Raw genomic sequence first — 19077 nt, 5'->3', positions numbered from 1 at the left:
ACAGTCTTTTTTGATTATGATCATTGTTTTTCATGGGAATTACTTATTTAAAAATAAGGTGCAAAGGTTAATTACAGCGTAGTTATGTGACATGAATGTTATGGTATTTGTCGGTTTAAAATGAGCCGGCAGCTATGGCCCCCCTTACCCAAAAATAGCCCTCAAGCTGCTGTTTTTCGGTGTTATTATTTTATAAACCCTGTTCCGGGAAAGGTCAAATTTGACAATAACCCAGGGAAATAGACTTACTTTTTAATGGGTTAGAATGACAGATATTTTTGCCTGCCGCTTTGTTTGCTTTTTTGCCTGAGATTGTCTATTAGCGCAATTATAATTGCAGGCGAAGCCGCATAAATCGGGCAATTTGCCGGCTGCGCATATGTTAATAAATTGGAATGGATCCTTAATCCTAATAACAGCCAGCGCATCCCCGACGGATATTCTGTTCCCCACAGCAGCAGAAGCGGTTTAATAAGCGGCAATCAGGGTGAGCGGGCTGAGTGAGTTATTTCCCTCTGCCGTTTCGTTACCGCCGTTTTAATCGGCAGCTGCATGCAGGTTGCCTGCGCGCTCAGGCTGTGCTTTGGTAAGGTGGCACACATCCTCTTATCCGGGTTAAGGAGTTGCTATGGCACGTCTGACCGCACAGGATTTTCCGCAGGAACTGCTTGAGCTTTACGATTACTACGCCCATGGCCGCATCAGTAAACGAGAGTTTATTGCGATGGCCGGGAAACTGGCGATTGGCGGTATGACCGGAGCGACGCTGCTCGGTATGCTCAGCCCCAACTATGCACTGGCGACCCAGGTTGAGTTTACCGATCCCGACATCAAACCAGCGTATATCCACTACCCTTCGCCGCAGGGGCACGGTGAAGTACGCGGCTATCTGGTAAAGCCAGCTAACCCCAAAGGCAAGCCGCCAGCGGTGGTCGTGGTGCATGAGAACCGCGGTCTGAATCCCTACATTGAAGATGTGGCGCGCCGGGTCGCTAAAGCGGGTTACATCGCGCTGGCACCCGATGGCCTGAGTTCGGTCGGTGGCTATCCCGGTAATGATGAAGAGGGACGCGCCTTACAGGCGAAGGTCGATCCGACCCGGCTGATGAACGATTTTTTTGCCGCGCTGACGTTTTTAATCGAACATCCGGAGGCGAGCGGAAAAGTGGGGATTACCGGCTTCTGTTATGGCGGCGGCGTTGCCAATGCGGCGGCGGTGGCTTTTCCGGAACTGGCCTGCGCGGTGCCCTTTTATGGCCGGCAGCCGAAAGCGGAAGATGTGCCGCGCATACAGGCTCCGCTGCTGCTGCACTATGCGGCGCTGGATAACAACATCAACGCTGGCTGGCCCGCCTATGAGGCGGCGCTTAAGCAACACCAGAAGATCTATCAGGCCTGCCTCTATCCCGGCGTAAATCACGGCTTTCACAACGATTCGACGCCTCGCTACGATAAACCGGCGGCAGAACTGGCATGGCAAAGAACTCTGGCCTGGTTTGAAAAATATCTGCACTGACCCACGCGTCTGGCGGGCGTCAGCGGCGGCAAAGGTGCGGCGGAAAACAGAGCCGCTGCGCCTGCTGAGCGCGGACTTACTCTCCGCCCGCCTGGGCTTTTTCACGCTGCGCCAGAATCCGGCTCAGATTGACCTCCAGCCAGTCGGCCAGTCCGACCACCTGCTCACTCACTTCACGGCCAAGCGGCGTCAGAGAATATTCCACGTGGGGGGGGACCACATCGTAGGCGATGCGCTGCACGAAACCATCTTCTTCCAGATGACGCAGGTTCTGCGCCAGCATTCGCTCACTTACGCCGCCCACAACCCGCCGTAGCGCGCTGAAGCGCAGCGTCTGATCCTGCAATGCCAGCAGAATCAGGACGCTCCAGCGACTGGTGACTCGTTTGAGCACCTCGCGCGAGGGGCAATTCACATTCAGCAATTCACCCCTAATAAATTTTTCACTTAGCTTTTCAGACATTTACTTTGCAAACCCCATACTAACTCATCTGTAAGTACTTACGAAAAGTTAGTTTATAGCCCAGGATTGATTTTACCAACAGCGAAATAATCGGAGCGATACCATGTTTGCAGTAACCGGTGCCACCGGCCAGCTCGGCCGTTTAGTGATTGATGCATTGCTGAAAAAAGTCCCGGCGGGCGAAATCGTCGCCGCCGTGCGTACGCCAGCCAAAGCGGCCGATTTCGCTGCGCGTGGCGTCGTGGTTCGTCAGGCCGATTACGGCCAGCCTGAGACGCTGGCAGCCGCTTTTGCCGGCGTCGACAAGCTGCTGCTGATTTCCGGCAGTGAAGTGGGCCAGCGTGAAGCCCAGCATAAAGCGGTGATTGAGGCGGCCCGCACCGCCGGTGTGAGTTTCATTGCTTACACCAGCCTGCTGCACGCCGATCGCTCTCCGCTGGGACTGGGCGTTGAGCATCGCGCAACCGAAGCGCTGCTGCAGGCTTCCGGCATACCGTTCGCCCTGCTGCGTAACGGCTGGTACAGCGAAAACTATGCCGCCAGTATCGCCCCGGCGCTGGCGCATCATGCCTTTATTGGCGCGGCAGGCGAAGGACGGATCGCCTCGGCGGCACGGCAGGATTATGCCGATGCGGCAGCTGAAGTGCTGACCCGGGATAATCAGGCGGGCAAAGTGTATGAACTGGCCGGTGACGACAGCTACACCCTGGCGCAGTTTGCCGCTGAGATTGCCGCTCAGAGCGGTGAGAAAGTGGATTACGTCAATCTGTCTCAGCAGGAGTTTGCCGCAGCTCTCAAAGCGGCAGGGTTACCTGAGGGCCTGGCAGAGATGCTGGCAGACTCAGATGCGGGCGCAGAGCAAGGCGGGCTGTTTGATGACTCCCACCAGCTGAGCCAGCTGATTGGGCGTCCGACCACCCCTTATCAGGATGTGATTGGCGCGGCACTGGCGAAGCGCTAAGCCGTTATTCCCTGAGCGGGCCACTTTGGCCCGCCCTTTTCATCCGGCTGAGGCGCGTTTTCATGCCATTCTGGCGTTGCGTATGCCATCTTTTGCACCTGATTTCGCGCCACACTTCTCTTACAAATTGTAAATAAACGCCGATTTTCTTCAGACAAAATCTTTTTCTTTTGCTGACTAAGAGATTCATCTGAAATGCGTTTTTTAAGAACAACCGCATATTTGGTTGAATTGTCTGGAATTTATGCAAAAACGCCGATTAATAGACAATTATTATTACGTTCATAGATATTCTGCATTGTTGTACCGCAGCATCAGAGGGCTATAATTTGTCCTTTGTGCAACCCCGACCGCTCAGGAGGCCGCTATTAATACTTATCGCCAGCAACTAAATGCACTTGAAGAGGTTCGTGCCGGGGCGGAAGTTGAGTATCAATACGATCCCCATGAACTGAAACTGGATCGCATGCAGGATTCTGAACCGGAGCCCGAGCTGATTGAAGGCTTACCGGCTCCGGATGCGCTCACGCCTGCCGATCGTTATCTGGAACTGTTTGAACACGTTCAGATGTCGCGCATTTTCGAGGATAGCAAAACCTTCCCCGACTGCTCGCCAAAATACGATCCGCTGGATGTGCTGATGCGCTATCGTCGTCAGAAACGCAGCAGTGATTTCGACCTGTCGCGTTTTGTCGCCGATCACTTTTATCTGCCTGGCGTAAATGAAAGCTTTTATGTCTCCAACCCGGATAAAACGCTGAACGAGCATATTGATGATCTGTGGCCGGTTCTGACCAAAATGCCGCAGCAACATATGCCGCACTCTTCTCTGCTGCCGCTGCCGAAACCTTACGTGGTGCCGGGCGGACGCTTTGGCGAGACCTATTACTGGGACTCCTACTTCACCATGCTCGGTCTCGCCGACTCGGGCCGTGATGACCTGCTGCGTCATATGGCGGATAACTTCGCCTGGCTGATTGATAACTACGGCCATGTGCCAAACGGCAACCGCACCTATTATCTCAGCCGTTCTCAGCCGCCGGTGTTTGCGCTGATGGTCGAGCTGTTTGAAGAGGATGGCGTACGCGGTGCCAAGCGTTATCAGGAACAACTGATGAAGGAGTATCAGTTCTGGATGGACGGTGCCGGCTCACTGATGCCGAACCAGGCCTATCGGCACGTGGTGCGGATGCCGAACGGTTCGCTGCTGAACCGCTACTGGGATGACCGTGATACGCCACGCGATGAGTCGTGGATCGAGGATGTGGAAACGGCGCGCCAGTCTAAACGTCCGGCGAGCGAAGTCTATCGCGATCTGCGTGCCGGTGCGGCATCAGGCTGGGACTATTCGTCACGCTGGCTGCGTAACCCGAAACGCCTGTCGAGCATCCGGACAACCCAGTTTATCCCGATCGACCTTAACGCGTTTCTCTACAAGCTTGAGCTGATGATTGCGACGCTGTCGCACGCCAAAGGCGAAGAGCTGACGGCGCTGGCCTGGCAGAAAAAAGCGGAAGCGCGTAAACGCGCAATTACCCGCTATCTGTGGGACAGCACGGCTGGTGTGTTCCGTGACTATGACTGGCGTCGTGAGCGCTTCGGTGCGTTTACTGCCGCCTCGGTGGTTCCGCTGTTTGTCGGCTTAGCCACGCCGCATCAGGCGCATCTGCAGGCGATTGCGCTGCGTCACCTGCTGTTGAGCAACGGCGGTCTGCTGACCTCTATGGTGGAAAGCGGCGAGCAGTGGGATAAGCCCAACGGCTGGGCCCCGATGCAGTGGATGGCGATTGTCGGCCTGAATAACTATGGCGAAGAGACGCTGGCGAGTGAGATCGCGGTGAACTGGCTGAATACGGTGAATAATTTCTATCAGCTGCACCACAAGCTGGTCGAGAAATATGACATCAGCGGCGATCGTGCCCGTCCTGGTGGCGGCGGTGAATATCCGTTGCAGGACGGTTTTGGCTGGACCAACGGCGTTACGCGTCGTCTGATGACTATGTATGGCCACCTGATGGCGGATTAAGCCAGCAAGAGTGGAATGGTTGAGCGTCAGCCGACATTGACCGCTTTACCTGACAATCAGCCACAAAAAAAGCCGGGAATTGCCCGGCTTTTTTTCGCGTTGAATATTATTTCTTAGCTTCAACGCCTGGCTGTGCTGCACGCTGCAGGAACTGCTGCGTCACTTCAGGCAGATGCTGAAGCAGCCACTCAGCCATCGCCACTTCCTGCTCACGAATTTCAGTCAGCACTCTGACGCCTTCGGCATCACCGACCTGCTCAGCCGCCGCAATCAGGCTGGTGTAGCTGGCGATCTCCGCATTTTCGAAGACATAGCCGCTGATTGCGCCTTTCACTACTTCGTCTGAATTGAACATGCCGCCTACCGCCTGGCCGGTCGCTGCCATCTTGCCCATCACGTCTTTCATCACGGAGTGGTCAATGCCGTGGGTGTCAAGCAGCCGCTCCAGCAGCGAGAGCTGATGTTTAGTCTCGTCAAGATGCTGAGCCAGACGTTGTTCCAGCGCCGGATAGTGCTCCAGACGACCAGACATTTTGCTCAGCATGCTTTCAGCCTGCTTTTCCATGGCGTGCGCATCGCGCAGCCAGTCATGATAATTTTCGATTGCAGTCATTTGCTACTCCTTAAGACACAGTAATGGATTCCGCCACCGAAGTGAGCTTCTCATCCGTCTGTTTCTCTTCATTCAGGGTCTGTTCCAGCAGTTTCGCCGCCTGGGTGTAACCCAGTTTCAATGCCAGCGCATGCAGGGTGCCGTAGGTAGCAATTTCATAGTGCTCAACTTTTTGTGCCGCACCAATTAAGCCCTGATCGCGAACTTCGCCCTTCTCTACTGAATCAATGATTTCCTGCGCTTCTTCAACCAGACCTTCAAGCGCATGGCATTTCATTCGTTTGATTTTAACCTCTGGCGTGGCTTCCACTAACTGGTCCAGCCGTTCGATTTGGCCACGTGTCTCTTCAAGATGCTGATTAAACGCAGCGATAAGTTTTTCATCACTGGCAGCGCGCGCCATTTTCGGCAATGCACGAGTTATCTGTTTCTCAGCGCTGTACACATCAGACAAATCATGGATGAAGAGATCGTTTAGCGTTTTCACTGTCATAAGATAGCCTCATTGATTGAAAAGTTGCGTAAGTAAGAAATAACGCAACGCCAGTCGTATCGTTGCCACTTAAAAATTCTAGCGGAGATTTTTTATATCGCACGCCGCATCGGTACGAATTTACGCCAGAAGTGGCATGTAAAATGCATTTTCCTTTTTACAGCAATACGTTAGAGCTCTAATGTTTTTTGTTATTACGGCTTCGCTAAGATAGAAAACCTGTACAAATAAAAATTAAGTTGTATAAATTTGCTCAGCTAAAAAACCTCAGACAAATCTAACCGGCAGGCTAATCGGTACAGCACGTTATTAAAACTCACCGTTAAAAAGCACAAAAAATAAAAAAACCGGAAGGGAATACCCCTTCCGGTTTAATCGACCGCTCTGCCACCGCTATTGATTAAGCGCTGACATAATGCTGGCAGTAATTATCATGCGGGAGAATTAAATAGATTTAACATTGCCCAGCGAAATGATGGTAACTGCTGTTACAGCAGAGTTAAAGACGTTCAGCTCCGGCGACTTACCTTGCCTCCTTTCCGACCCGCCTCAATGGCGCGCTCGGGATCATTCTTAAAGTTCCCGCCGCTTTTCTGGCCCCCTTTACGTCCCGCTTCAGCCGCACGCTCTCTGTCCGCAGCAAAATTTCCCGCTCCACCACGATATTGAGTCATTCTGTGTTCCTCATTGGATTTAATAATAGAAATAGCACAGTTAATGCTTCATCAGGCCGATTCAGCAAATATAAATGTAGCCATAAAATGTCGTCTATCAAGGTGGAAAAATAGAAAACTCCGCCTGATTTTGGTTAATTTATGGCGATTAGCTTTACTGGCTGATAAAGCTCCGCAACTAATCTTCATAACCACTGAAAAAGGTGCCATGGAAAATCAAAGGCCTTCCCAGAGCTATTGCGAACTCTATTAATCGATCATTTTCAAAAAAAGTCCAATTGAAAAGAATATAAGCGAAGCGGTGGGATAACGTCGTCATATGAAACAGTTAGTGAAGATGATCAACAAACGATCAATTTACCTAAGCGAAGCGTGAAAGCGGTTTAAAAGGCTTTTTAATTTTGTAAAAAATAAGCGAAGCGTCAGTTACGATTAAAACCAGATAAAACCTGAGCAGATTGATCAATAAATGATCAAATAGCCCTGTTTATTCGAAAAATATTATAATAAAGTGAAGAAAAGCGGGACGGAAAGGCGTTTTAAATAAGCGAAGCGCGACAAATGTTTTGTCTGACAGTGGACCGTTTTTTCTCAGATTAGTACTAAAAATGTTTTTTTGTGTGAATGCGCACTAAACAGGCGAGTAAAGAATGGATGAAGGCAGGTTTGAGCAAGCGTTACTATGGTGTCAGGTGTCGACCCGCAGAGTGACGGGATAGCACGATCCGATCGGGCAGGGGTTGACCAACAGCAAAGGAAATTCAGGCAGGATCGGGATAAAGCGGGTCAAATGCCACGCCGCGCTTACCGTTTTTCTTAATGCGATACATCGCTTCATCCGCACGCGCCAGAGCAGAATCAAAATCATCCTTTCTCAGCACCTGGGCCACGCCAATCGATGCACCAATCATTGCATGGCCATTAGCCATATCAAACGGCGTCAGGACCGCATCCAGACAGGCGTGCGCCAGCTGGCTGACCTGCGGGTTATCCCGTGAAAACGGTATCAGCAGCACAAATTCATCCCCGCCCGGACGGCCAATAATCACCTCTGGCGGACAGACGTCGATAAAGCGCTGGCTGAGATGGATTAACACTTCATCGCCGCTGCGATGACCTAAGGTATCGTTAACGTGTTTGAAATTATCTAAGTCGATAAACGCGACGCATAACGGACCCTGAGCTTTAAGTTCGCGAAAATGATTTTGCAGCGCATGGCGGTTGGTGAGCAGGGTTAGCGGATCGTGCAGTGCCAGCAGCGCGAGCTGTTCCTCATACTGCTTCTCTTTGGTCATGTCGATATGGGTGCCGGTAACCTTCAGCGGCCGGCCTTGTTCATCCCATTCGCTGACCCGTCCCCGATCCAGCACCCAGGTAATACTGCCATTTTTAGCGATCATCCGATGCAGCGCTTCATAATAGGGCGCTTTTCCGGCGAGATGATCGTTAAACGCTTTTAATACTTCAGCGGCATCGTCGGGATGCAGGCTCTCTTTCCAGGATTCGAAATTGGCGTCGGTTTCCTTCGGCTGAAAGCCCAGCATCGCGCCCCAGCGTCGGTTGAAGATCACCAGCTTGCCGCTGGGGATATCCAGTTGCCACAGGCAGAGGCCAGTACCATCAAGGGCTGCGCTGAGCTTGTTACGGGCGTCATGGGCTATACGCTTCAGTCGCGCATTATGCTTTTTCAGGGTCAGTATCTGTAGTCGCAGCGCTTCTTCTGACATAGCCATAACAGAGGAGTAAAAGAGGTTATTGTGCCTGTCCGGCTGATTGTGTAAAGAGAGGCTTATAAAACACGATTAGTCGCGGCGAATTGCAGGCTGGACAGGATTTCAGGCGGTGCGGCCCTGGCAATACAGCATAGAGGCGAGCCGGCAAATTAGTTTCGCCGTGAAATCTGTTCAGTCAAGACCGGCGTAAAAAAGAGCGCGTGAAAGGATGAGTCGGCGGCTGAAATGCAAAAACCCGCCAGAGGCGGGTTCTTTAAAGATGGTGCCCGAACCCGGACAAAAATGCCGGGAGCATTTTTGCATCGCACGCTGGCGTGCAGACCCGCAGGGCGAGCCACAGGGAAGTAGCGAGTACATCGAACCTTCGGGGCCGGGTTCGTTGCTCTGAAAAGCAAAAACCCGCCAGAGGCGGGTTCTTTAAAGATGGTGCCCGAACCCGGAATCGAACCAGGGACACGGGGATTTTCAATCCCCTGCTCTACCGACTGAGCTATTCGGGCAACGGGGCGCATTAAACCAAAGCGGCCCGACAGCGTCAAACGCTTTTCAACAAAATGAAATCGACTGACGGCTTTTCCATCAAACCCGCCATCCCGCCCCGCCGCTGCCGGTAAAAATCGTGCTATTGGCTGCCGGAATTTCAACCAGAATGGCCGCAGAGGCTGAATTGTGGCGCTATCAGGCCGATAAATGTGACGAGACCAACACTAATAATAAGGATCACCATGTTTTACACCATTACATCAGGCATTGCTTCCCGCCTCAGTTGGCAGAGGCGTACACACTCCGCAGCAACCCTCACCTCCCTTAACGACTCGATCGCCATGATTGAGTTCACGCCCGAAGGCACCGTTCTCGGTGCCAATGCGCTGTTTCTCGACCGGATGGGCTACACGCTGGCCGAAATTGATGGCCAGCATCACAGCCTGTTCTGTACGCCGGATCAGCTGCAATCCAGAGACTACAACGACTTCTGGTTGCGACTGAACCAGGGCGAAAGTTTCAGCGACAAGTTTCTCCGCGTCGCGAAAAACAGCCGACCGGTGTGGCTCGAAGCCAACTATGTGCCGGTGCAGGATCGTCACGGACGGGTATTTAAAATCGTTAAGCTGGCGACTGACATCACCGGCCACATCAACGATGCGCAGGAACAGCGCGCGATGACCAATGCGATTGAGCGTTCAATGGCGGTGATCGCTTTTAACCTGAAAGGTGAGGTGCTTAAAGCCAACGACAATTTCCTTAAGACCATGGGATACCGTCGTGAGGAGATTGAGGGTGCGCACCACAGCCTGTTCTGTTCAGAAGCGATGCGTAACAGCCGCGAATACAGTGAACTCTGGCAGCAGTTGAATCGCGGTGAATTTATCTCGGGTCAGTTTCCCCGGGTGAATAAACAGGGTCGTACCGTCTGGCTACGCGCCACTTACAATCCGGTTTTCGACGAGCAGGGCAAACTGTATAAAGTGGTGAAGTTTGCCACTGACGTCACCGCCCAGGTCGAGAAGAATCAGCAGGAGCGCGAGGCGGCACAGCGGGCTTATCACACCGCGCTGCAAACCAACGAAAGCACCCGCGTCGGCGCAGAGGTAATCGCCCATAGCGTACAGACCATGCATGCGCTGGCGGGCGAACTACAGGGAATTTCCGGAGATATCTCCGGCCTGAGCGAATCGTCGGACCGAATCGGCTTTATAGTAGAAAGCATCCGCCGCATTGCCGATCAGACCAATCTGCTGGCGCTGAATGCGGCGATTGAAGCGGCGCGAGCAGGTACTCATGGGCGCAGTTTTGCCGTAGTCGCCAATGAAGTCAGAACGCTGGCGGCTAACATCAACCGCGCCACCGCAGAGATTGAGAACCGGGTGCAGCAAAACCACTCGCTGGCGAATAAGGCGCTGAAGGGGATTGAATCGAACCTGAAGCGTGCCGATCAGGGCGTGCAGCTGGCGCAGGAAGCGGGCGGCGTTATTGCGGAAATTCGTGAAGGCGCAACGGATGTGGTGCGCGCTATCAGCCACGTCACGGAGACGCTGAAATCTTAACATCAAAGGGGCTGCGGCCTCTTTTTACCCCTGCACCGCTACTTCTTCTCTGCCGCCACCGGCGCTTCTGGTGCTTCCGGCACGGGCGGGATAAAGATGTGATCCAGAATGGCACGCATCACCGGCGCTGCCGTTACCCCTTCCCCACCGCCATTTTCCAGAATCAGCGTCACCGCCACTTTTGGCGCGTTAAACGGCGCAAACGCGGTATAGAAGATATGATCGCGCAGCCGTACCGGGATCATTTTGGCGTTATAAGTCTGGTTCTGTCGCAGACCAAACACCTGCGAGGTGCCACTTTTCGCTGCGATACCATAAGGTGCGGTATGAAAATATTTATAACCGGTGCCGTTAGGTGCATTGGCCATACCAAACATCGCGTGGCGCACCAGTGACCAGTACGGCGAATGCGGATCGCCAATCTGCGCCGCCGGCTGTTTTGGTTGATAGTTCTCAACCAGATTGCCGCGCTGCGCTTTCTGCAGCAGGTGCGGCGCAATCACCCGGCCGTTATTGATCAGCGCCACCATCGCTTTTTCCATCTGAATCGGCGTTGCAATCCAGTAACCCTGACCGATGCCGACTGAAATGGTGTCGCCCTGATACCAGGCTTTTTTGTGCACCTTCTGCTTCCACTCGCGACTCGGCAGTAAGCCGTTGTACTCTTCATTCAGGTCAATGCCGGTCGATTTGCCGTAACCAAACTGACTGAGCATGGTGTGAATACGATCGATGCCCATCATGAACGCCACCTGATAGAAGAAGGTATCCGCAGACTCCTCAATCGCCCGCGTGACATCCAGCATGCCGTGACCGGTTTTTTTCCAGTCGCGATAGCGGCGATCGGTGCCCGGCAGCGTCCAGGTGGGCGCGCCAAAGAATTGCGACTGCGGCGTAATGACATGGGTCAGCAGCGCGGACATCGCCATATAGGGCTTCACCGTCGAGGCGGGAGGATAAAGGCCCTGGGTAACGCGATTGATCAGCGGCAGATCCTTATCCTGCAACAGCGATTTGTAGGCCTGATAGCTGATACCCTTAACAAAAGGATTGGGGTCGTAGCTGGGACTGGAAACCATCGCCAGCACCGAACCGTCACGCGGGTCCTCAATCAGCAGTGCCGCACGCTGGCCCGCCAGCAGGCTTTCGGCGTACTGCTGCAGATGCAGATCCAGCGTCAGGGTGAGGTTTTTCCCGGCTAACGGCGGCACCTCTTTCAGCACCCGCACAATGCGGCCGTGGTTATCCACCTCCACTTCCTGATAGCCCGGCTTACCGTGCAGCAGGGTCTCGTAATAGCCTTCAATCCCCTGTTTCCCGATGTTGTGGTCAGCGGCGTAGTTCTCGGCGATGCCCGCCGCATTTAGCCGTTTGTAGTCGTTATCGTTGATTTTCGACACATAACCGAGCACGTGCGCCAGATCGGCACCGTAGGGATATTCACGATCCTGATAAATTTCGATGCTGGCACCGCTAAAACGAAACTGGTTAACCGCGAAGCGTGCTACCTGCTCCTCGCTCAGCTCCTCTTTCAGCACCACCGGCTTGTAGCGACTGGTCTGTTTTAACGCGTGCTGAAAGGTCTCAATCTCATCGGGTGTCAGGTCAAGGATCGGCGTCAGCGCCCGCAGCGTAGCCTGCATATCGGTGATTTTATACGGCGTCAGGGTGATGGCGTACCAGCTGACGTTGCGTACCAGCGGGATGCCGTTACGGTCATAAATCAGCCCGCGCGTCGGGGCGATGGGGATCATTTTGATGTCGTTCTGGTTGGATCGGGTCTGGTAGTAGCTGTGGTCGCGTACCTGCAGGCGATACAGGTTCACAGCAAGAATAGTGAAGCAGAGACAGACCAGAGCAAAAGCCACCGTCGCGCGACGGGCAAACAGTTTCTCTTCAGCGTCGAAGTTACGAAAATTCATCAGAAAGCATTATCAGGCGGTTATTTATTATTTGTTGTTCCGCAACATGATAAAGCGCGATCGCCGGGGTACCAGCGCGAAGATGCACAAGCCTGGCGAAAAGTGTGTCATTTGATGTGAATGTTACAGCACGGGTAAGGCGGAATAAGATCGGGTCCTCCTCATCAGAAGAGGACCCGGCAGGATCGTCAGGCTGCAGGCGGGTACGTTAACCCGCCGGGTGGATTAATCCCCCAGCAGCACCGACTCCAGCGCAATTTTAATCATGTCGTTGAAGGTGGTCTGACGTTCAGCCGCAGTGGTCTGCTCGTGGGTACGAATGTGGTCTGATACGGTGCAGATGGTCAGCGCTTTAGCACCGAACTCTGCCGCCACGCCGTAGATGCCAGCAGCTTCCATTTCCACGCCGAGGATGCCATATTTTTCCATCACATCGAACATCTGCGGATCCGGGGTATAGAACAGATCGGCGGAGAAGATGTTACCGACGCGGGCTTCAACACCCAGATTTTTGGCTGCATCGACGGCGTTACGCACCATGTCGAAATCAGCAATCGCCGCGAAATCGTGATCTTTGAAACGCATCCGGTTCACTTTGGAATCGGTGCAGGCACCCATACCAATCACGATGTCGCGCAGTTTGACGTCTGCACGGACCGCACCACAGGATCCCACACGAATGATCTTCTTCACACCAAAGTCGGTGATCAGCTCTTTGGTGTAGATCGAGCAGGAAGGAATGCCCATGCCGTGACCCATTACGGAGACTTTACGGCCTTTGTAGGTGCCGGTGTAGCCCAGCATGCCGCGCACATTGTTCACTTCGACCGGGTTTTCCAGGAAGGTTTCTGCAATGTGTTTCGCACGCAGCGGGTCGCCCGGCATCAGGACGACGTCAGCGAAATCACCCATTTCGGCATTAATATGCGGAGTTGCCATTGTTACTTTATCCTTGTTAAATCGCTGGGTTACAGCATGTTCTTGCCATAGTCCATGTCGGACAGGCCAAAATAGTGTGCAATTGTCTGACCAATATCGGCGAAGGTTTCGCGATAACCGAGTGAACCCGGCTCAACTTTCGGTCCGTAAATCAGAATCGGAATATGCTCACGGGTGTGTTCGGTGCCTTGCCAGGTCGGATCGCAGCCGTGGTCAGCAGTCAGGATCAGAATGTCATCCTCACCGACCAGTTCCATCAGCTCCGGCAGGCGACGGTCAAACAGCTCCAGTCCGCCAGCATAACCGGCTACATCACGGCGATGTCCCCACGTCGAGTCGAAATCGACAAAGTTGGTGAAGACAATCGAGTGATCCGGCGCGATTTTCATCTCCTGAATCGTGGCGTCAAACAGCGCATCCAGACCGGTCGCTTTGACCTTTTTGGTGATGCCCTGCTCAGCGTAGATGTCCGCGATTTTACCCACCGAAATCACCTGACCGCCCTTCTCATCCACCAGCTTTTTCAGCATGGTGGCTGACGGCGGCTCAACCGCCAGATCGTGACGGTTACCGGTACGTTCAAAGTGACCGGCTTTGTCGCCGACAAACGGACGGGCGATAACGCGGCCGATGTTATAGCCGCCTTCCGTCAGCTCTTCGCGGGCAATTTCGCACAGCGCATAGAGGCGATCCAGACCAAAGGTCTCTTCATGACAGGCAATCTGGAATACCGAGTCCGCAGAGGTGTAGAAAATCGGCTTGCCGGTTTTCATGTGCTCTTCACCCAGCTGATCGAGAATCACCGTCCCCGAAGAGTGGCAGTTACCGAGGTAGCCTGGCAGCTCAGCGCGCTGCACCAGCTTATCGAGCAGTTCCTGCGGGAAACTGTTCTCTTGATCACTGAAGTAGCCCCAGTCAAACAGCACCGGAACCCCGGCGATTTCCCAGTGGCCTGACGGCGTATCTTTACCTGACGAGATTTCGCTGGCGTAAGCGTAAGCGCCGGTGATCTTCGCATTCGGGTCAAGGCCCGCCGGGAAGCGGCCAGTCGAAAGCTCTGCGGCCTTACCCAGACCCAGCGCGGTCAGATTAGGCAGATGTAAAGGCCCTTTACGGCCTTTGTCCGCTTCACCTTTGAAACAGGCTTCAGCGATGTGACCAAGCGTATCTGAACCTGCGTCACCGAATTTATCGGCATCTTTACTGGAGCCGATCCCGAAGGAGTCGAGAACCATAATAAAAGCACGTTTCATGCAAGTCTCCTGCGCAATGGCGCGTGACAAGTCAAAAAAAAGCGATCAGATCAGTATACCCGAATGCGTTGCCGCTGGCACCGATTACTGCCCGGTTAACTGACATCGCTCACACGACGATAGACCACTGGCGTAGCGGCTGGTGCCGTATCGCCGATCACCAGCGCGGCTTTGACCGCAGCGGCGGCCTGTTGCCATTGCGCTTCGTTGCTGGCGTGGATAATAGCCAGCGGGCGCTGCGCATCGGCGCGTTCACCGAGAGTGATCATTTCGCTTAACCCAACGCTGTAATCGATGCTGTCGCTGGCACGCTGGCGTCCACCGCCCAGTGCCACGACCGCCAGACCAAGCGCCCGGGTATCCATGCTGCTGACAATGCCAGGCTGGTCGGCATAGACCGCCTTGCTCAGCGTCGGCGCAGGCAGATAAGCATCGTAGCGCTCGACAAAATCGGCCGGCCCGTTCTGCGCTGCCACCATGCGGGCGAAAATTTCTGCCGCCCTGCCGTTATCCAGCACCTTCATCAGCTGCTGGCGCGCCTCTGTCTCATTAGCGGCCAGCTTGCCGGAAATCAGCATTTCGCTGCACAGCGCCAGCGTCACTTCCAGCAGGCGCGGGTTACGCTGTTCACCGGTCAGGAAGCGCACCGCTTCCCGCACTTCCAGCGCGTTACCGGCAGACGAAGCCAGCACCTGATTCATATCGGTGAGCAGCGCGGTGGTCTGGCAGCCGGCACCGTTAGCTACGCCAACAATCGACTGCGCCAGATCCTCTGACGCTTCATAGGTTGGCATAAATGCGCCCGAGCCCACTTTGACATCCATCACCAGCGCATCCAGCCCTTCTGCCAGTTTCTTCGCCAGAATCGAGGCGGTAATCAGCGGGATCGAGTCTACGGTGGCGGTAATGTCGCGCGTGGCGTAGAAGCGTTTGTCGGCCGGAGCCAGTGAGTTGGTCTGGCCGATAATCGCCACCCCGACCTGTTTGATGATCTCCCGGAAGCGGTCGTCGCTGGGGAAGATGTCGAAGCCTGGAATTGCTTCCAGCTTATCCAGCGTGCCGCCGGTATGGCCGAGGCCACGGCCGGAGATCATCGGAATATAACCACCGCATGCGGCCACCATTGGTCCGAGCATCAGCGACGTGACATCGCCAACGCCGCCGGTCGAATGCTTATCCACCACCGGCCCGTTCAGATTGAGCGATTTCCAGTTCAGCACGGTACCGGAATCACGCATCGCCATGGTCAGCGACACGCGCTCAGGCAGCGTCATGTCATGAAAATAGATGGTCATGGCCAGCGCGGCAATCTGGCCTTCAGAGACGCTGTTATCACGGACGCCGTTGATGAAGAAGCGGATTTCAGCGTCAGTCAGCGCGTGACCGTCACGTTTTTTGCGAATAATTTCTTGTGGCAGGAACAAGGTAGCCCCCTTGGCTCAGGGAAATGCGGTGTGACAGCGGCGATCGGTGACCGCCGCAGGATGAGTTTAATAACCGGCTTTGCTGGTCTCGCTCTGATGACCCAGAGTATTCAGCAGACTCGCCAGCAGGCTTGATGCGCCAAAGCGGAAGTGACGCGCATCGGCCCACTCCGCACCCAGCGTATCTTCCGCCAGTTGCAGATAGATGGCGGCATCTTCAGCGGTGCGTACGCCACCCGCCGGTTTGAAACCGACCTGCTGGCTGACGCCTTTATCACGGATGACGCTCATCATGATCTGCGCCACTTCAGGCGTGGCGTTGACCGGTACTTTACCGGTAGAGGTTTTGATGAAGTCAGCACCGGCATCGATAGCGATTTCAGACGCCTGACGGATCAGCGCTTCCTGCTTCAGTTCACCGGTTTCAATAATCACTTTCAGCAGTACGTTCGCCTCAGCACAGGCGGTCTTACAGGCTTTCACCAGATCAAAACCGACCTGACTGTTACCGGCGATCAGCGCGCGGTACGGGAACACCACATCCACTTCATCGGCACCGTAGGCGATAGCGGCGCGGGTTTCAGCCAGCGCAATCTCAATGTCGTCATTGCCGTGCGGGAAATTGGTTACCGTGGCGATACGGATCTCTGGCGTACCCTGCTCACGCAGCGTTTTACGCGCAATCGGAATAAAACGCGGATAGATGCAGATGGCTGCTGTGTTACCCGCCGGGGATTTCGCCTGATGACAAAGCGCGATCACTTTTTCGTCAGTGTCGTCGTCATTCAGGGTAGTTAAATCCATCAGTTTCAGGGCACGCAGGGCTTGCTGTTTGATATCGGTCATGAGGCTCTCCAAAGGATCGGGGTGCGATCCACCGGCTGGCCGGCGGAATGTTATAATAATAACACCGTCAGGCGGCCTGTTATGTGCCAGCAGTCACATCGGAATAAGAAAATGATGCAATTATGCCACGCTTACCGTGATCAGAATCGCATTTAACGCCGTTAACAGCCCATTATACGCCAGCCAGCCAAATGTTACTATTATCACATTTAGTCGCGCAGACCGGCATAGGTTAAAGCTTAGCGGGTTGATTAAGGATGGCGGGAAAAGCGGGATCGAGCTGAAACAGCTGCTGGCTGTTGCGCCACAGCGCCCCGGCAATGACTTCAGGTGGCTCGTCGCGCAGGGTGCAGAGCGTCTCCCACACCTGGCGCGCCCGTTCAGGCCGGTTGGGCTGGCCCTGGAAGCCTTTTAACGGCATATCCGGCGCATCCGTTTCCAGCAGCAACGAGGAGAGCGGCAGTTGCGCCAGCGTCTGCCGGGTTTTGCTGGCGCGCTCATAGGTGATGGTGCCGCCGACCCCAATCGCATAGCCGAGCTTAATAAACGCCTGCGCCTGTTGCAGACTACCCGCGAAGCCATGTACCACCCCGCGACGCGGCAGATCGTGGCGACGCAGATGCTGGGCCAGTTTGTCATGGGTACGACGCGAGTGCAGGATCACCGGCAGATCGTAGCGTTTCGCCAGCTTAAGCTGGGCATCAAGAAAGCGTTGTTGCTTATCAAACTGCGGATCGTCGCGGTAGAGATCCAGCCCGATCTCGCCGATCGCCACCAGCTTGCGCGGTCGCTGCTTAAGCTTCTCCTCCAGCCGATCGAGATGCGCTTCCTGATGCGCTTCTATGGCAATCGGATGCAGCCCGAGCGCGGCGTAGAGCGCAGCATGTCCGGCCGCCAGTTCGCACACCCGGCTGAAGCGGCTGGCATCGATCGCCGGGATGATGATCTTCTCGACGCCGGCCGCCGCGGCTCGCGCCAGGCTGGCGACGGTATCACCCTCAAACGGCGGAAAATCAAAATGACAGTGGGTATCGATAAACCTCATGCCAGCGATCCTTTATCGTAATCCGCATCATTATCCGCCAGCGGCGGCGTAATAATCTCGCGGTTGTCCGGTGCATTGGCCACCGGTGCCGGCGGCGTGACGATACGCGGCGTCAGTGGCTCTGCGTCGCTTAACCACTGGCCCAGCGTGGCGAGAAAATAGCGGCCGCAGCGCCGTCCAAGATGGTAATCCTGGTTCAGCGACGAAATACGGCTGCCCAGCGCACTGCTGGCCAGCACATGTGGCGGAAAAATCTCAATAATCCGTAAGTCACCGGGCGGATTTTCAATAAACTGCTGAATTTCCCGGTAGCTTTTTTCATGATGATTGAGCACGTTAATCATCGGCTGAAAGGCACCGGTGCTTAGCCAGCGCTCCATCCGCTTAATCCATTTCGGCGTATAAAACATCTGAGAAGGCACGGTGCGGATCACCACAATGGTGTCTGCGCCACGGCGCGCCGCTTCCCGCACCGGAATCGCATCGCTGATGCCGCCATCCAGATAGCTAATCCCTTCGAAATTGACGCCCAGCCGGTAGAAGCCGGGAATGGCACTGGAGGCTTTAATCAGCTCCAGCCAGTTGTCTGCCGTAGGGGTGAAATAGCCTGGCGTATAGTCGTCGCTGCGGCAGGCGCACATGTAGAACTCAAGCCCGCGCGAGAACATTTTTTCAGCGCTGGTCATCGCCAGCGGAAATTCACTGCGGGTGGTTTCCACCAGCCAGTCGAGATCGATCAGATTACCGCCGCGAACAAAACGCAGCGGATCAAAAAAGAGTTTATTGGTGGTGTAACGGGTGATCACGCGGCGGGCATAGCCTGGCTGGCCGCAGACAAACGCAGAGAGGTTTTGCGCGCCAGCAGAGGTGCCGAGCAGCAGTTGAAACGGATTAAATCGGGCACGCTGAAATTCATCAAGCACACCGGCGGTAAAAATGCCGCGTTGACCGCCGCCTTCACAGACCAGCGCAATTTTATGCGATTTGAAAGGGGTCAGCGCAAGAGGTTCAATGGCGCCGAGCGTAACAGGAATGCGAATACCCACTGTGTGAACCTCAGATGGGGTTCCGACGGGCAGGCTGATGGATGTTAACGTCTATCCAGCAGCATTCCGGAGAACCAG

The 19077-nt window shown here is 54.5% G+C and carries 16 protein-coding genes and 1 tRNA gene; 4 read left to right on the top strand and 13 right to left on the bottom strand.

The window, feature by feature from the left end:
• The first annotated feature begins 628 nt into the window (after nucleotides 1-628).
• Nucleotides 629-1516, top strand: coding sequence for a YghX family hydrolase (yghX, locus tag AABB92_RS17300; protein WP_031377808.1), 888 nt, complete (start codon nucleotides 629-631; stop codon nucleotides 1514-1516).
• Nucleotides 1517-1592: 76 nt separating this feature from the next.
• On the opposite strand, the gene AABB92_RS17295 is transcribed toward yghX, so the two are convergent.
• Entirely contained in the window at nucleotides 1593-1979 is a 387-nt protein-coding gene (locus AABB92_RS17295) for a winged helix-turn-helix transcriptional regulator (RefSeq protein ID WP_031377807.1), read from the bottom strand.
• A gap of 103 nt (nucleotides 1980-2082) precedes the next feature.
• Here AABB92_RS17295 and AABB92_RS17290 point away from each other — a divergent pair, with 103 nt between their 5' ends.
• Nucleotides 2083-2940, top strand: coding sequence for an SDR family oxidoreductase (locus AABB92_RS17290; RefSeq protein ID WP_031377806.1), 858 nt, complete (start codon nucleotides 2083-2085; stop codon nucleotides 2938-2940).
• Between the two features lie 367 nt (nucleotides 2941-3307).
• The gene (locus tag AABB92_RS17285) at nucleotides 3308-4966 is read left to right on the top strand and encodes an alpha,alpha-trehalase (RefSeq protein ID WP_046289239.1); all 1659 of its coding nucleotides are present in this window, start codon (nucleotides 3308-3310) and stop codon (nucleotides 4964-4966) included.
• Between the two features lie 106 nt (nucleotides 4967-5072).
• On the opposite strand, the gene AABB92_RS17280 is transcribed toward AABB92_RS17285, so the two are convergent.
• The 5 genes from AABB92_RS17280 to AABB92_RS17260 form a co-directional block, all read right to left on the bottom strand.
• Nucleotides 5073-5579: a ferritin-like domain-containing protein gene (locus tag AABB92_RS17280; protein WP_031377084.1), complete on the bottom strand. Its 507-nt coding sequence runs from the start codon at nucleotides 5577-5579 to the stop codon at nucleotides 5073-5075.
• A 10-nt stretch (nucleotides 5580-5589) separates the two neighbouring features.
• The gene (locus AABB92_RS17275; RefSeq protein WP_031377083.1) at nucleotides 5590-6072 is read right to left on the bottom strand and encodes a YciE/YciF ferroxidase family protein; all 483 of its coding nucleotides are present in this window, start codon (nucleotides 6070-6072) and stop codon (nucleotides 5590-5592) included.
• A gap of 509 nt (nucleotides 6073-6581) precedes the next feature.
• A complete protein-coding gene (locus AABB92_RS17270; protein WP_031377082.1) occupies nucleotides 6582-6746 on the bottom strand; it encodes a con-10 family general stress protein in 165 nt (54 codons plus the stop codon).
• Between the two features lie 761 nt (nucleotides 6747-7507).
• Nucleotides 7508-8473, bottom strand: coding sequence for a sensor domain-containing diguanylate cyclase (locus AABB92_RS17265; RefSeq protein ID WP_031377081.1), 966 nt, complete (start codon nucleotides 8471-8473; stop codon nucleotides 7508-7510).
• 430 nt (nucleotides 8474-8903) lie between these two features.
• A tRNA-Phe gene (locus AABB92_RS17260) sits at nucleotides 8904-8979 on the bottom strand.
• Between the two features lie 225 nt (nucleotides 8980-9204).
• Here AABB92_RS17260 and AABB92_RS17255 point away from each other — a divergent pair.
• Entirely contained in the window at nucleotides 9205-10524 is a 1320-nt protein-coding gene (locus tag AABB92_RS17255; RefSeq protein WP_031377080.1) for a methyl-accepting chemotaxis protein, read from the top strand.
• Between the two features lie 38 nt (nucleotides 10525-10562).
• Here AABB92_RS17255 and mrdA read toward each other — a convergent pair whose 3' ends face one another.
• The 7 genes from mrdA to AABB92_RS17220 form a co-directional block, all read right to left on the bottom strand.
• Entirely contained in the window at nucleotides 10563-12446 is a 1884-nt protein-coding gene (gene mrdA, locus AABB92_RS17250; protein ID WP_031377079.1) for a penicillin-binding protein 2, read from the bottom strand.
• A 225-nt stretch (nucleotides 12447-12671) separates the two neighbouring features.
• Nucleotides 12672-13385: a purine-nucleoside phosphorylase gene (gene deoD, locus AABB92_RS17245; protein WP_010248951.1), complete on the bottom strand. Its 714-nt coding sequence runs from the start codon at nucleotides 13383-13385 to the stop codon at nucleotides 12672-12674.
• Nucleotides 13386-13414: 29 nt separating this feature from the next.
• A complete protein-coding gene (deoB, locus tag AABB92_RS17240; RefSeq protein WP_046289240.1) occupies nucleotides 13415-14638 on the bottom strand; it encodes a phosphopentomutase in 1224 nt (407 codons plus the stop codon).
• Nucleotides 14639-14733: 95 nt separating this feature from the next.
• Nucleotides 14734-16062: a thymidine phosphorylase gene (gene deoA / locus AABB92_RS17235; RefSeq protein WP_031377078.1), complete on the bottom strand. Its 1329-nt coding sequence runs from the start codon at nucleotides 16060-16062 to the stop codon at nucleotides 14734-14736.
• Nucleotides 16063-16128: 66 nt separating this feature from the next.
• On the bottom strand, nucleotides 16129-16908 hold the full coding sequence (gene deoC / locus AABB92_RS17230; RefSeq protein ID WP_046289241.1) for a deoxyribose-phosphate aldolase: 780 nt from the start codon (nucleotides 16906-16908) through the stop codon (nucleotides 16129-16131).
• Between the two features lie 232 nt (nucleotides 16909-17140).
• Nucleotides 17141-17953: a TatD family hydrolase gene (locus tag AABB92_RS17225; RefSeq protein ID WP_031377077.1), complete on the bottom strand. Its 813-nt coding sequence runs from the start codon at nucleotides 17951-17953 to the stop codon at nucleotides 17141-17143.
• On the bottom strand, nucleotides 17950-18999 hold the full coding sequence (locus AABB92_RS17220) for a patatin-like phospholipase family protein (RefSeq protein ID WP_031377076.1): 1050 nt from the start codon (nucleotides 18997-18999) through the stop codon (nucleotides 17950-17952). Before AABB92_RS17220 ends, AABB92_RS17225 begins: the two co-directional genes overlap by 4 nt.
• Nucleotides 19000-19077 lie beyond the last annotated feature (78 nt).

The sequence above is a fragment of the Pantoea brenneri genome (assembly GCF_038594305.1).
Classification (GTDB): Bacteria; Pseudomonadota; Gammaproteobacteria; order Enterobacterales; family Enterobacteriaceae; genus Pantoea; species Pantoea brenneri.
This window is presented reverse-complemented; position numbering and strand designations above follow the sequence as displayed.

Bases quoted from the DNA above. Each gene is read 5' to 3' on its own strand.
- yghX (WP_031377808.1), top strand. From the start codon at position 629: ATGGCACGTCTGACCGCACAGGATTTTCCGCAGGAACTGCTTGAGCTT.
- AABB92_RS17275 (WP_031377083.1), bottom strand. From the start codon at position 6,072: ATGACAGTGAAAACGCTAAACGATCTCTTCATCCATGATTTGTCTGAT.
- AABB92_RS17225 (WP_031377077.1), bottom strand. From the start codon at position 17,953: ATGAGGTTTATCGATACCCACTGTCATTTTGATTTTCCGCCGTTTGAG.
- deoB (WP_046289240.1), bottom strand. From the start codon at position 14,638: ATGAAACGTGCTTTTATTATGGTTCTCGACTCCTTCGGGATCGGCTCC.
- AABB92_RS17255 (WP_031377080.1), top strand. From the start codon at position 9,205: ATGTTTTACACCATTACATCAGGCATTGCTTCCCGCCTCAGTTGGCAG.
- deoC (WP_046289241.1), bottom strand. From the start codon at position 16,908: ATGACCGATATCAAACAGCAAGCCCTGCGTGCCCTGAAACTGATGGAT.
- deoD (WP_010248951.1), bottom strand. From the start codon at position 13,385: ATGGCAACTCCGCATATTAATGCCGAAATGGGTGATTTCGCTGACGTC.
- AABB92_RS17290 (WP_031377806.1), top strand. From the start codon at position 2,083: ATGTTTGCAGTAACCGGTGCCACCGGCCAGCTCGGCCGTTTAGTGATT.
- AABB92_RS17295 (WP_031377807.1), bottom strand. From the start codon at position 1,979: ATGTCTGAAAAGCTAAGTGAAAAATTTATTAGGGGTGAATTGCTGAAT.
- AABB92_RS17270 (WP_031377082.1), bottom strand. From the start codon at position 6,746: ATGACTCAATATCGTGGTGGAGCGGGAAATTTTGCTGCGGACAGAGAG.
- AABB92_RS17265 (WP_031377081.1), bottom strand. From the start codon at position 8,473: ATGTCAGAAGAAGCGCTGCGACTACAGATACTGACCCTGAAAAAGCAT.
- mrdA (WP_031377079.1), bottom strand. From the start codon at position 12,446: ATGAATTTTCGTAACTTCGACGCTGAAGAGAAACTGTTTGCCCGTCGC.
- AABB92_RS17280 (WP_031377084.1), bottom strand. From the start codon at position 5,579: ATGACTGCAATCGAAAATTATCATGACTGGCTGCGCGATGCGCACGCC.